The 14376-nt window shown below is 51.3% G+C and carries 10 protein-coding genes; 4 read left to right on the forward strand and 6 right to left on the reverse strand.

The window, feature by feature from the left end:
- Positions 1-2 precede the first annotated feature (2 nt).
- The 6 genes from HK25_RS08380 to HK25_RS08405 all read right to left on the reverse strand — a co-directional run bounded on the left by HK25_RS08380 (position 3) and on the right by HK25_RS08405 (position 10338).
- Positions 3-905: an ABC transporter permease gene (locus tag HK25_RS08380; protein WP_086554433.1), complete on the reverse strand. Its 903-nt coding sequence runs from the start codon at positions 903-905 to the stop codon at positions 3-5.
- Entirely contained in the window at positions 902-3238 is a 2337-nt protein-coding gene (locus HK25_RS08385; protein WP_086635908.1) for an adenylate/guanylate cyclase domain-containing protein, read from the reverse strand. The genes HK25_RS08380 and HK25_RS08385 overlap by 4 nt, the downstream gene beginning before the upstream one ends.
- Before the next feature lie 113 nt (positions 3239-3351).
- Positions 3352-4839, reverse strand: coding sequence for a Ppx/GppA family phosphatase (locus HK25_RS08390; RefSeq protein ID WP_086554435.1), 1488 nt, complete (start codon positions 4837-4839; stop codon positions 3352-3354).
- A gap of 15 nt (positions 4840-4854) precedes the next feature.
- Positions 4855-7116 (reverse strand): RNA degradosome polyphosphate kinase, encoded by a 2262-nt coding sequence (locus HK25_RS08395; RefSeq protein ID WP_255375968.1) that lies wholly within the window; start codon positions 7114-7116, stop codon positions 4855-4857.
- 120 nt (positions 7117-7236) lie between these two features.
- Entirely contained in the window at positions 7237-9324 is a 2088-nt protein-coding gene (locus HK25_RS08400; protein WP_086635909.1) for a S46 family peptidase, read from the reverse strand.
- Between the two features lie 273 nt (positions 9325-9597).
- Positions 9598-10338: a chromosomal replication initiator DnaA gene (locus tag HK25_RS08405; RefSeq protein WP_086635930.1), complete on the reverse strand. Its 741-nt coding sequence runs from the start codon at positions 10336-10338 to the stop codon at positions 9598-9600.
- A 205-nt stretch (positions 10339-10543) separates the two neighbouring features.
- Between HK25_RS08405 and purM the strand changes: the two genes are divergently transcribed.
- Genes purM through rpe form a run of 4 tightly spaced genes read left to right on the forward strand, consistent with a single transcriptional unit; the run spans position 10544 to position 14344 of the window.
- Complete coding sequence (gene purM, locus HK25_RS08410; RefSeq protein ID WP_086635910.1) at positions 10544-11623, forward strand: phosphoribosylformylglycinamidine cyclo-ligase; 1080 nt, start codon at positions 10544-10546, stop codon at positions 11621-11623.
- Between the two features lie 2 nt (positions 11624-11625).
- A complete protein-coding gene (gene purN, locus HK25_RS08415) occupies positions 11626-12243 on the forward strand; it encodes a phosphoribosylglycinamide formyltransferase (RefSeq protein WP_086635911.1) in 618 nt (205 codons plus the stop codon).
- A 52-nt stretch (positions 12244-12295) separates the two neighbouring features.
- Positions 12296-13630, forward strand: coding sequence for an RsmB/NOP family class I SAM-dependent RNA methyltransferase (locus HK25_RS08420; protein ID WP_086635912.1), 1335 nt, complete (start codon positions 12296-12298; stop codon positions 13628-13630).
- Between the two features lie 54 nt (positions 13631-13684).
- The gene (gene rpe / locus HK25_RS08425) at positions 13685-14344 is read left to right on the forward strand and encodes a ribulose-phosphate 3-epimerase (RefSeq protein ID WP_086635913.1); all 660 of its coding nucleotides are present in this window, start codon (positions 13685-13687) and stop codon (positions 14342-14344) included.
- Positions 14345-14376: the final 32 nt, after the last annotated feature.

Genomic DNA, 14376 nt, shown 5'->3' on the forward strand with positions numbered 1-14376 from the left:
ATTCAGAAATCCAGACTAAACAAAACGCTGACAGCCATAACAATCAACATACCGCGGGAAAATCCGCGAGGTAAAAGCGTACGAAGGTTATCCTGACTGGTCGCAGTCAGCCCTGTAATACAGGAACCAACCCCTACCACAAACCCGACAGTAACAAATTTCAGAGGGATCATAATATAATCTGCCGTAGACATGGCAGAAATAACATCATTAAAAAAAGACCATACCGGACTTGTCACAACTCCCGAAACGCGACTGATAATATACCCGGTCAACAGTGACGCGATTGAAAAGACTATGCCCAGCGTAAAACCGGCAACGGTGAACGCAAGGGTACGAGGCATAACAAGCAGCAAAAATGGGTCGATGCCCTGTGCCTGAAATGAACGGATCTGCCCGCCTGTTGTCAGAAGGCCAAGCTCTGTTACAGACAGCATGCCATTACGACCGAGTAGCAAAATACCGACCAGAATAGGCGCTATCTCACGGACAACCACGTTAATCAGGATAGAGCCGGTCATTTTGGCCATACCAGCCACACCAAGCCAGTATATTGTTTGTGAAACCGCAGCGACGCCGGTAAGTGTTCCTGCAAAGAGCGTTGCAATTAAACCACCACCAATCACGCTGTTCATGGTCGTGCCAAATTCATAACGCACTGTACGTCGCCAGGCATTCTGACTGATACTCTCAAACAGAACCCCCCAGCAGGCCCCCAGCATCACCAGAAAAAACCAGACCTGATGGCGCACAAGCCGCCCAAGCGCCCCTGTTTTTTTTACCAGCCACAAAAAAAGACGCAGCAGGAGGCTCTGCTTCTGATGCATCTGAATGCTATCGCTAAGAATAGCATCATTTTCATCACCGCCACCCTGTGCAGGCAGTTTGCTCTCCCCCCCGCTCATCGGTGTGCTGCCAGAATGTAAGCGCGGCTCAGACCGAGGTGAGGCGCAAAGAAGGTTCCTCTGCTACGGAACAGATAGCGGTCACGCAACACAGTATAAACACGTTCTGTCACCTGAACGGTACCCGCGCCCGCTGCCCCCTGCGCCATCAGTTCGGCGACTGAAACTGTCTGCCCCCAGAGGTTAAACACTTTGGGCTCATGTCCGACCTCACGACCAAAAGCAGCCCCGTAATCAAGACCCATCGTAAAGACAGGTTCAAGGTTAGCGCCGGCCAGGGCGGCCATAAATGCCTCACGCATTGACAGGGCTGCATTGGCAATGCGCAGCAGAGCCGTTGGGTCTTCTGCATCTGTACAGCCTGCCGTACAGATCATACGATGCCCGGCAATTTTTACGGCAAAAAGCTGCTGTTCTGTAGCGATACGCTGCACTTCACAGGCAAGACGATCTATCAGCTGAAGCAATTCTACTGTTTCTGTATCATTGTGTAAGACAGGGTCGGTGAAAACAACAACCAGCACGGCAACGTGATGATAGACACCTGAAGTCTCAGCCAGAGCAGCCTTTGAATCTGCATTCAGCACGGTGTCAAAATGTGGTTTCAGCCCGGAGACCACCTGTGGCACATCATTATCACCAGCAATAATTTTGCCAGTGTCAGCATCGTTAAACCCTGTTGTACGATCACCGTACAAACTGGCAAAGCGCACAGCAACAATAGAAGATATCAGATCAACAAAATAAAGAAGGTGACCAACAGATGACGCATCTTCGAGAACTACTGCACCAACAACTTCACCGGCTCCGCGCGCAGGATGAACCACGACCCGCTCAGTGCCGATCTCTCGCATAACCAGCCTTTCAAACTGTGTTGTGCGTGTATCGCCGGTCGCATCGTCAACGGAGAAATTTTCACCATCTTCGAGGGCCTTAAAAAACTCCTCCATATCCTGACGAAACATTTCAAATCCGCCGGAATGTGTATCCTGCTTACTGTCATAGGAATCTTCACAGATCATCGCTGAGCCATCATGCAGAAAACGCCAGACACTCACACGACGTGCACCGGTAATGTCAGCCAGCTGCTCAGTCAGGACCAGAGGTTCACTGGGGTCATCAAATAAATGCGGTGTTGATGATATCTGCTGAACTGAAGCGGCCTCACGCGCGACCTGTCGTTGCTGCGCGACAAGTAATCGGTCTGTACGATCTGTTCTGCGCACCTGGCGGGCCAGCAACCCGGCAAGAATTAAAGAGAAAACAATAATAACAGCAGCAAACTGCAAACTCTGTTTGCTACTCTGACGGGCAAAATTCGAAAAATCACTCTCAGGTGCAGACAACAGCAGCACCCAGCTTTCTGACGAATTCTTAAGAGGAGACGTCATCGTAACATACGGCTTACCATCAACCGTGAAGCTACGAGGCCCGAACCCCCGCACACGATAATGATCAAAACCCATAGCCAGAATAGGCGAGGTTTTGGCATTAAGTACCATCTTTGCCGGGTCCCAGTCAGCTTCCTTAGCCAGCTTCATCAGATGCCGGCCAGCGATGACCCTCCCCTCCGTATCCAGAATGATAGCATTACCGGTTTTACCGACCTTCATTCTGTCAAGAAAACCGCTCAGCTCATTAAGTGAAATATTTGTAGCGAAAACAACAGTCTGACTATCAATCCCCTTAAATCTCAAAGCACTGGTCATAATAAACTGACCACTGGACGGAAAGAGATACGGCTGTGTCCACTGCACTGCATCTTTATGCTCCGTCACTTTATACCAGGGACGCAGACGCGGATCATACTCACCTGCCGGATCACTTGCCTCACCGATCTGCACACCGTCATTGTTATAATAAATGTGATGAAAAACTTTATGCCCCTGAGTTCCCTCAAGAGTTGTCTGCTCAATATTTTTTCTGTCTTTCGTCCGGGCAATCATCGTAAAATTGCCCCTGGCGTCGGCCAGGTAGAATGACTCAATTTGTGGTATATTATGCAGCATTGCGCTGCCATATGAAAAAAAGACACGCTTCTGTACAGCAACAGGCACATGCTCGATCATCCCGCTGGCAACAATATTACCAGCTGAGGCAGGCATGATATAATCTGAAACTTCCTGAGAAATATAACGCTGCACGGCATCCAGCAGCTCATGCGTCAGCGTGCGCACCCCTGTTCGCGTGGTGTTATACGAGTGCATGCCAATAACGACGATAGCAAGAACACTGAGCACCAGAGCAAGGCCTGGCAGCACAAGATGAAATAATATACGCCTGACAGAAAAATCGCTTTGTTTCGTCGGGTCAATTATTTCTTCAGAAGACACGATTTTTTTCCACTAAAATCTGAATACTCTTTGCTGATGCAAAGAGGGTATTCTTTTTTTATAAAAACACACCATAATCTTGCACAAAAAAGATCAGATTAACCAAATATTTTTTATGAATCTGCTTCTTCAATGCGCACTGGCAATGACATAGCCTGACCAACCCTAGCCAGTCCACGCCTTACACTATCCCCTTTTACTGCTACACATGACGAACTCAGCCGCAAAACAAGTTCTTTACGCTGGCTGACGAGTTCCGTCCCCTCAAGCAGAGCTGCGGTTCCACCTGCAACAGAATATGCAAGCCGCAATGCCTGCCCAAGTATTATCGCACGATTCCACTCATCATCTTCAAGCAAAATTCGTGATGTTGATAAATATGCCTCATCAGAAACAGCAGAGTATCTGACCGCCAGGGCCAGGGCCAGCCATGCACGGGCCTTATGATCAAAGCCGGTACCCTGCAGCCTTAATACACGCCAGTATGTCTGCTCAGCACGATATTCAGGATGATCATGACTACCAACATCTGAAATACGACAGGCAATACGGCGCAGTCGATTCTGGCGTTTTGTTTCTTTTATAAACAAAGAATCAGTCCACCGCAGAAGCACGCCAGGCATCTTCATGCTTCGCCCGAGCCGCAGACACATATCCTGCGCCACAACCTCCATAGGGTCCTGCTCAAGGCAGTCAGGGGCGACATTAAGCATGTACCACCCCTCACGCAGACCATCGACACAAAACACAACCCGCTCAGGCTGTATTTTTCTCAGCAGACGGCGCAGCACAGTTGCGGCAAAAGGTATATCTGACAAACGCTTTTTAGGAGACCCTGACAACCGCTCAAGCCCGCGGCGTGGTGCATGCAACAGCCAGCCGGTCATCTCACGTGCCTCTTCAGCATCAAGTGTATAGTAATGAATAATATTAAGAGGATACTGCATACGGGCAATATGCAGGCGGGCCAGTGCACGAAATGCCCCGCCGACCAGATAAAGGGTGCTGCCTTTAAGCTTACTCAGCCATCTTACATTATCAATATCATCATCGGCCAGCTGCTTGGCTATTTTGATATCACCCTGAGAGCGGTCTCCTAATCTGATTACACCAAGTGGTAACGTACTTGCATCATGACGACCTTTACGCGTCAGATTAATCAGCTCCAGAGAGCCCCCTCCGATATCTGCGACAATACCTGAAGCACCCGGGATGCCACACATCACACCGATGGCAGAATGGTCAGCCTCTTCTTCGCCCGAAAGAATGCGAATGGGCACGCCAGGCATATGGCTACGCAGCGCATCTATAAATCCCGGGCCATTTCTTGCATCACGCACGGCAGCCGTTGCCAGAATTTCAAACGGATCAGCATGCATAGCACGGGCAATGGCATGAAAACGCTTCAGCACGTCCAGCGCAAGCGTTACACCCTCCTCATTGAGCATACCTGTCTGTGTCAGCCCTTTACCAAGACGAAGCACTGCTTTTTCGTTAAAAATCGGAACAGGGTTGCGTGATACCCCTTCGAACACAACGAGACGGACGGAGTTCGACCCGAGATCGACTACAGCCGAACGACGAGGAATATCATTCTGCATTTCTGCTCTTTCTCTTTATGCGTCAAACATCAGGTTCTGAAAGGAAGACAACGTGGCAGGAGCCCTCACCCCTCCCTCATGAGCTGCCGAACCGCGCCCGGAAAGAGAAGAGTTTGTCATAAACCATTCATGCGCCGAGAAGGGCTTTCTGCCAGGAGCAACTCTGCGCCATTTACCATTGGGTTCAAGCATCCATGACTGAAGTGTATCTTTTATATTAGATACCATAATCTGACCGACAACCTGAGCATGCACCGTCGGGTTTGTGATCGGCACCATACTCTCAACCCGCCAGTCCATGTTACGTGTCATCCAGTCAGCGGACGAAATATAAACCCGGGCATGACGCGACGGCAGACGATGACCATTACCAAATACAAAAATACGGGAATGCTCAAGAAACCGCCCGACGATCGATTTCACCCGTATATTGTCTGAAAGACCAGGGACACCAGGGCGCAGACAACACATACCGCGCACAACAGCCGAAATTTTCACCCCTGCCTGTGATGCACGATACAAATGATCAATCAGCTCAGGGTCGACCAGTGAATTCATTTTCAGCCAGATACTGGCCTGCTTCCCTGCTTTAGCCAGGCTGATTTCAGCATTAATCTGCTCAACCAGTGTCTTACGGATTGTAATAGGGGAAAATGATATTTCCTCCATTTCAGCCGGCAGCGCATAACCCGTAACATAGTTAAATAACCGTGCAGAATCACGAGCCAGCTCTGGCTTGCAGGTAAAGAAAGACAAGTCTGTATAAATTCTGGCCGTAATGGGATGATAATTCCCCGTGCCAAAATGTGCATAAGAACGAACCTGGTTCCCTTCCCGCCGCACAACCAGACTGAGTTTCGCATGTGTTTTCAGGTCAGCAAACCCAAAAACAACCTGCACACCGGCAGCCTCAAGCGCCCGGGAGAGACGAATATTCGCCTCCTCATCAAAACGGGCCCGCAGCTCAACCATTGCTGTCACTGACTTGCCCGCTTCAGCCGCTTCTATCAGAGCCTTAACAATAGGAGAGTCACGGGACGTACGGTACAGAGTTTGCTTAATTGCAATGACATTAGGGTCAAGTGCAGCCTGCCGCAGAAACTGCACCACCACATCGAAGCTTTCAAACGGGTGGTGTACCAGCAGATCTTTTGCACGAATAGCAGCAAAACAATCGCCGTTAAAATCAAGAATACGCTCCGGGAAGCGTGGCGTATAAGGCGGGAAAAGCAGATCAGGCCTGTCATCGACTATCATCTGCTTCAGGTCAGAAACACCTATGATACCCGGGTGCACAATAATCTCTTCATCCGGCAGATCGAGGTCCGCCGCAATAGCAGATGCAAGCTCTCTGGGAACGCACGCTTCCATGTCGAGATGGATAACCACACCACGGCGGCGGCGTTTTAATGCACTTTCATATGAGCGCACCAGATCTTCGGCTTCATCTTCAAACTCGACATCCGTGTCACGCACCACACGTAACATGCCGCTTTCGCCAATAACCAGGCCGGGAAACAGCTTGTCGATGCACAACGCTATCATATCTTCAAGGCGAATGAAGCGCACTTTACGGCTGCCATTACCATCCCTGACAGGCAGACGAATAAAACGCTCAACCTGCGCAGGCAGAAGAATAAGCGCATTCATCACGAAATCGTCAGTTTCACAATTCAGCAGACGCAGGGCCAGAGCAAGACCCATATTGGGGATGAATGGTAACGGATGCGCTGAATCAACAACCAGCGGTGTCAGCACCGGAAAAATCCGGTCCATAAAACAGGAAACAAGCCAGGCACGATCGGCGTCATCAAGCTCTGGTATATCCTGCAATATAACATCAGACTCAGCGAGCAACGCTCTGAGCTCAAGCCATATACGCTGCTGTTCATGCAGCAGCACAACAGAGCGTTCACGCACAGCATTTAACTGCTCTGCGGGGGTCAGACCATCGGGAGAGAACGCCGCAAGCCCTTCTCTTACCTGACCAACCAGACCAGCAACACGAACAGAATAAAATTCATCGAGGTTACTGGCGCTGATAGAAAGAAAGCGAAGCCGCTCAAGCAAGGGGTTGCGGGGGTTATCTGCCTCCTCAACAACGCGCTGATTAAAATCAAGCCATGAGAGCTCACGATTAATGAAACGCTCAGGGGAATCAGACGCGATCTGAGGCTTTACGGGTTTTTTTTTAGAAGGCGCAGTGGCACCAGGAGGGCGTTTTGCACGGCGTCTTATAGCAACACCGGTTTTATTGTCCTGCCTGCTCCGCACCACCACTGCTGTCTCCTTATTTTATATCGTCCTGACACTACCGCGCAGAACGTATAAATACAAAATATTTCAGCAGGATAAAATATGACATCCTGCTGAAACAGAGATCAGAAGCAAACTATTTTACAGATGTCCCTTTACCAGCTCATCTGCCAGCGCCTGATCTTTATAAACAACCTTCAATGCCTCGATAATAGCAGCGCTATCAACAGCGACTGCTCTGTTATTGCTTTCATCATAGAAGAAATCTCCACCCAGAGAGTGAATATTCCCGTCAAAAATCAGGCCAACAGCATGTCCCTGGGCATCAATAACCGGAGAACCTGAATTACCGCCGATAATATCGTTGGTCGAAACAAAATCAAACGGCGTTTTCATGTTCAGATGCGCTTTAGCGTCAACCCATGGCTGGCTCAGCTTGTAGGGATCTGCGCCGGTGGCACGCTCATACAAGCCGGAGAAATACGTAAATGGCGAAATAGCGCGACCATCTTCGTTCCAGCCTTTAACCTGCCCAAAGGACAGACGCTGTGTAAAGGTTGCATCAGGATATGATGCCATACCGTCACGGGCAAAACGTGCTTTTGCCATTGCTTCAGAAGCCTGACGTGATGGAGCAAGCACATCATCATCCATCTGATGGCGCAGATTACGAGCTTCTGGCTCAATTTTTCTGGCCAGAACAATCATCGGATCATCAGATGCAGCAATCGCTTTTGCTCCACCTTTCCACAAGGCAAGACGCACAGCAGGATCAGCAAGCTTTGTGCCTCCCACGAGCTCATTCGCCAGCTCTTCAGGAGATGATTTGGCCAGGACAAGCTGTGTCAGCTTGCTGTCAGCGCCAAGAACCTGACGCAGTCTGGTCAGAGAGAATGCAAGTTCTGTTTTTTCCAGTTCAGGATACACAGGAGCCACTGACGCCAGTTCTGCCTCAAGAGCAGGAAGGTTAGCATCATGATACGCGCTCAGACGGCTGGCATCTGGCTTCTGACGCTCATCAGCAGCACGCACCAGCAGTTTTGCATAAGCAAACAGATCACCACCAAGACCTGAAGAGCGCTCAAGCATCATATAAGGCTTAAAAATCTGCTCTTCTACAGCTATAGCCTGGGTATTTTTAGCCCATGGATCGCCATAAAGTTTCTGACGTTCAGGGTCTGCATTGATCCAGTTCTTCAGTTCGGTTTCGCTTTTAACCTTTGCCATCAGAAACTTTGAATCAGCCAGCACAGGCACTCGTCCACGGAAAACTTTAAGGCTGTTTTCTATACCAAAAATACGCTCCTGCGCTTCCTGGCGATGACTGGCACTTTCACGACTATACTGCCACAGCACACCATCAAGTGCTGAGTAAGCATCTGTCACGAACGGAACCATCACATTGCGACGAAATTCCAGATCAGCCAGAGGCAGCTCGCGCTCGGTCGAACCAGGGTTGCCTGAGGTAAAGACCAGCTGCCCTGCTGCCGGGCCGACCGGATCAAATGGCAGGTAAGAAGAAACTTTGGCAGGCTTGCCATTTTCATAAACCCGCAAAAACGCCATATCGAGGTCATAACGCGGGAAATTAAAGTTGTCCGGGTCACCACCAAAGAATGCCGCATTCTGGTCAGGAGCCATAACCATACGGACATCCTGATAACGGTGGTATTTATACAGCGCAATGCGACCACCATGATACAGGCTGACAACCTCACAGCGCCAGGTTTTGGCATCTGTGCCGGCACATTCTTTTTCAATAGCACTCTCTTCAGCCTGACGAGCCTTTGTATAAGCCTCACCATCTTTGCCTTTGAGCGCCGCCTGCATCCGGTCTGTTACGTCCGTAATGCTGTCAAGCTGATTAAGTTCCATCGCCGGGCAGTTCTGCTCCTGGGCCGGAGATGCGGTATAATAACCATCCTGAAAATAATTATGTTTTGAATCAGAAAGCTGCTGCAGGCAGGTGTTCGCACAGTGATGGTTGGTCATTACGAGACCATCTGCTGACACAAAAGAGGCAGAGCACCCAAGCGCCAGTCGCGCAGAAGATTTGGTGACGTGCTCAATCCATTTTTGTGTGGGCGTAAAATTATACCGCTCTGCCAGTTGTCTGACGGGCAAATTATCCATCGTCCACATGCCTTCATCAGCACGGGCGTCTGACAGCATCACAGACCCGCAGGCCAGAATGCCGAACAACGACGCGTATTTTACAATTCCTGCCATATGCTCACCCGATTATCCTGTTTTGTACAAAATACGTTACAATATTACATTCGCGGCTATCCTGACCTGAATACCCCCTCAGAGCAAGACTACAGGCAAACCATAAAACCCCTGATTTTCACTTACAAAAGCTCCGTCCCAAAGGTGGTTTTTGCACTTCATGCGTAAAAACAGGCCGGGCTTTTACGTTTATTTCGCATTCGTAAAATTTACTGATATCTTTAGTACGCAAACAGCATTACGGTCGAAGAAACCAGAAAATAAAAAAAATTCTCAGAATGTATCTGAGTGGCCATTTATCTGCTCAAGAACCTCCTGAGCCAGCTTACGGGTCACCTTCCCTCCGGATTCCAGAGCCAGATTATCCAGCCGCTCTGTCATATCTCTGATCACACCGGCATTGCGTGGCAGGCGCCTGAGCAACCAGTCTGTAACTGACTGCCCCACCACAATTTGACGTTCAGCCAGCAAACGCAAAAACAAACGCCGCAGCAAAGCCTCTTCTGCCGGACCAATGGGCACAGAAGTCGTGGCACGCAAACGGCTCACCAGGTCTGGCAGAGCGACAGACCAGCGTGCAGGAGGTGTACGGGCAGTCATTAAAAGAGAAATGCGCCGCTCACGTGACATATTAATAAGGTGCAGCAGGTCACGCTCCTGCGACACACAATCTGCATTATCAAGTGCCAGAGCACTCAGCTTTTCATGCGAAAGAGCAGCAACATCTGCATTACAGAGACGGGTTCCATCGATAACGGGTGCACCGTGCCGCCCTGACCAGACCGAAAGCAGATGCGTTTTGCCTGTACCCTCATCACCCCACAGCACCAGACGACCCTCTGGCCACTGCCACCGGGCCTCCGGATCCAGAACCCAGATACGCGCCGCTGCATTAGAGGGGGCTGCAACAAAATCAGATCGTTCGAATCGGGAATGACGCATAAATGGCAACGCTGCCTGCCCGTTTCCTCTTACTGACGATGCCGTCTGAAAAACTTCCTGAGCTGATTTCACCCCGCCTTCTTTGGCCAGTTTTTCCTTCTGATCGAAGGTTTTTCCCTGCCTTTTCAGAAATTCGGGGTTATCATGCACTGATTTTTATTCCGTTATTCCGTTTCAAGCCGCTTTGCGTGTCGCGCGACCTGCCGTAAAGACTTCCTCACAAATCTGTACACTCTGTACCATCACATCGATTCCTTAGCAAAGTAAGTGTGCCATTATGACGTCTTCTTCCAGTTCATCCTCCGGTCTGACATATCGTGACTCTGGTGTGGATATTGAAGCAGGAGAAGCCCTGATCGATGCCATCCGCCCGGCTGCCAGCGCGACCGATCGTCCTGGCACCATGGGTGGTCTTGGCGGCTTTGGTGCATTATTCGACCTGAAGGCTGCCGGCTTTAAAGACCCTGTTCTCGTTTCATGCACCGATGGTGTCGGCACGAAGCTGACCCTCGCCATTGAAACCGACCTGCATGAAACAATCGGCATTGACCTGGTTGCTATGTGCGTAAACGACCTGATTGTACAGGGTGCTGAGCCTCTGTTCTTCCTTGACTATTTTGCAACAGGCCGCCTCTCCGTTGACAACGCAACACGCATTGTCAGAGGCATTGCCCAGGGCTGTAAAGATTCCGGCTGTGCGCTGGTTGGTGGCGAAACTGCTGAAATGCCAGGGATGTATGCTGATGGTCATTACGATCTCGCTGGTTTCTCAGTCGGTGCGGCAGAGCGTGATAATCTGCTGCCCCGTAACATCGCAGCAGGCGACACACTGATTGCCCTGCCTTCATCAGGCATTCACTCCAACGGCTACTCACTTGCACGCCGTATCGTTGCTGATGCACATCTGACCTGGACAGATCCGGCGGCCTTCGCTCCGGGCCAGTCACTGGGTGAGGCACTGCTCACACCAACACGCCTGTATGTAAAACCTGTTCTGGCTTTGCATCGTGCAGGCCTTCTCCACGCGGCTGCCCACATTACCGGTGGCGGCCTGCCTGGCAATCTGCCTCGTGTTCTGCCCAATGGCCTTGACGCCGTTATTACTGCAGAGTGGCCGGTTCCTGGTGTATTCAGCTGGCTTGCCCGCACAGGCAATGTCGAAAATGAAGAGATGCTGCGCGTCTTTAACTGTGGCATTGGTATGGTGCTGATTACCGACAAACCTGATGACGTTCTGGCCATGCTCAGAGAGGCGGGAGAGCCTGCCACTGTAATCGGTCATATTGAGCAGGCCGCCGACAGCACCGCTAAAGCAGGTCTGAAAATGCAGGCCTGCCCTGATTTTCACCAGGTTTAAAAATGACTAAAACACCTGTCGCATTACTTATCAGTGGCCGGGGCAGCAATGCCACGGCTCTGATTGAAGCCTGCAAAGCAGAAAATTTTCCTGCGCGGGTCTGCATTGTTATCAGCAACAACCCTGAAGCTCCCGGACTTGAAGTTGCACGTCAGGCCGGCTTGCGCACCCAGGTTGTTGACCACCGCCCGTTTGGTAAAAACCGTGAAGCACATGAGCAGGCTTTGCATGCCTGCCTGACTGAAGCGGGAGCTGAACTGATATGCCTTGCCGGGTATATGCGTCTGCTCACCCCGTGGCTGACAAGCACCTGGGCCGGCCGGATGCTCAACATCCACCCCAGTCTTCTGCCTTCTTTCCCTGGCCTGCATACACATGAACGTGCTCTTGACGCTGGTGTACGCTTACATGGCTGCACCGTTCATATCGTAACAGAAGGTATGGATGAAGGACCAGTTCTTGGTCAGGCGGCTGTACCTGTCCTGCCAGGCGACACGGCAGACGCTCTTGCCGCACGTGTTCTGAAGCAGGAGCACCGCCTTTACCCGACAGTTGTGAAGCATTTTCTGGACAAAACTGCTCCGGCCTGCCAGGGCGGGGAAGCATTACTGGTAGGCTGACCGCCCGCCCTTCGACATACTTCGCGCAGTTGCGCAATCTGATAGTGAGCTGATGACAGCAGAATCCCGCCGCCCTCATGGAAAACGCCCCCCTGCGCGCAAAAAAAATATACAGCCGCAGCCTGACCCGACGCGTGATGTCGCCTTTGATATCCTTTGTGGCGTAGTCGAGCACAGACGCATGCTTGAGGGTTCTCTCTCAAAGTCTGCGACACAACATAATGCTGAACCCCGTGACAGAGCAGCAGCCCACCGCCTGGCGGCAGCAACCTTACGTCATATGGGTACATTGCGGGCTGTGCTGGAACCCTTTTTACGCAAAGAGCCGCCTGAACCCGTACGTATTGCTCTGATGATGGGCTGCGCACAGCTTCTGTTCCTTGATGCGCCCCCTCATGCTGCTGTTGGCACAACTGTCTCTCTTCTGCGCCGTCGCAAGCTGGCTCCTTTTGCTGGTCTGGCAAATGCCGTACTACGTAAAGTTGCTGATCAGGGCAGAACGCTGCTGGATGGTATTGATCAGGAACGCCAGAACATCCCTGCATGGCTCTGGACAGCATGGAACAAACTGGGAAAAGGTACCCCGCGTGCTATTGCCCGTGAACTGTGTGATGAGGCACCTCTCGACCTGACATTGCGCCCTGGCATAACCTCTCCGCTGACAGAGATGGGGGTTGTATTGCCAAACGGTTCTGTACGCCTGCCTGCCGGCACGCGCGTCAGCGAACTTCCTGGTTATGATGAGGGCACATTCTGGGTACAGGACGCCGCAGCAACCCTGCCCGCACGGCTGCTTAATGCACAGGCCGGCGAACTGGTGGCAGATTTGTGTGCCGCACCGGGTGGTAAAACAGCTCAGCTCGCTTTTACTGGTGCAACAGTTACCGCTGTTGAACAAAACACCAGCCGCCTGAACCGCCTGCACGAAAATATGGAGCGTCTGGCATGCCCGGCAACCGTTATTCAGGCTGATGCCACCACATGGCAGCCTGACGCGTTGCAGGATGCTATTTTACTTGATGCTCCGTGCTCTGCGACCGGCACCATCCGCCGACACCCTGATGTACTGTGGGTCAAACGCCCGCAGGACCTGCCTGCCCTCACCAGGCAACAGGACCAGATGCTCGAAGCAGCCAGAACTATGCTCAAACCTGGCGGTCGCCTGATCTACGCGGTCTGCTCCCTCCAGGAAGAAGAAGGACCAGCAAGAGCACGCGCCGCCGTAGCCATGGGCTGGAAACCATCTCCGTTTACGGCTGAGGAACTCAGCTTTTTACCTGAGGCCCTGACGCCTGAAGGCTGGCTGCGCACCCACCCGGGCCTGTGGGCTGATAAGGGTGGTATGGACGGATTCTTTGCCGCACGTTTTATCTGTCCTGAAAGGTAAATTCTTTATCAGCGAGAGTTGCAAGTTGTCGTTTTATTGCCAATACTTCAATGCATGACAGCACTGACACGTACTCTTATCGCACCGAGCATCCTCTCCGCTGACTTTGCCCGCCTGGGTGAGGAAGTACAAGCCGTTGATAAAGCTGGCGCAGACTGGATTCATCTTGACGTGATGGACGGGCACTTTGTGCCCAACCTGTCGTTTGGCCCGCCGGTTGTCAAAGCACTGCGCCCTCACAGCACATTGCCATTTGATGTGCACCTGATGATTGAGCCAGCTGACCCCTACCTTGAGGCCTTTGCAAAAGCCGGAGCCGATCACATTCTTGTGCATGTTGAAGCCGGCCCTCATGCGCATTACACGCTTCAGCGCATACGAAAAATGGGCGTTAAACCAGGTATTGTTCTCTGCCCTGCGACCCCGCCTGAAGCGGTCAGTGAACTCCTCGATATTACTGATATTATTCTGGTCATGACGGTTAACCCAGGTTTTGGCGGCCAGGAATTTCTTCAGAGCCAGCTTGGGAAAATACGGCGTATACGTGACATGATCACGCACTCAGAGCGTGATATCAGACTATCTGTTGACGGTGGTATAAACCCTGAAACTGCACAACTGGCGGTGAATGCTGGCGCCGATACGCTTATTGCCGGCAGCTCCGTTTATAATCAAAGTGATTATGCTAAGGCCATCGCAGCATTACGCGTATAACTCTTATTTAAGTCTTTCTGTTCTCTAACCTC

This window comes from Acetobacter sp. DsW_059 (assembly GCF_002153695.1).
GTDB lineage: Bacteria > Pseudomonadota > Alphaproteobacteria > Acetobacterales > Acetobacteraceae > Acetobacter > Acetobacter thailandicus.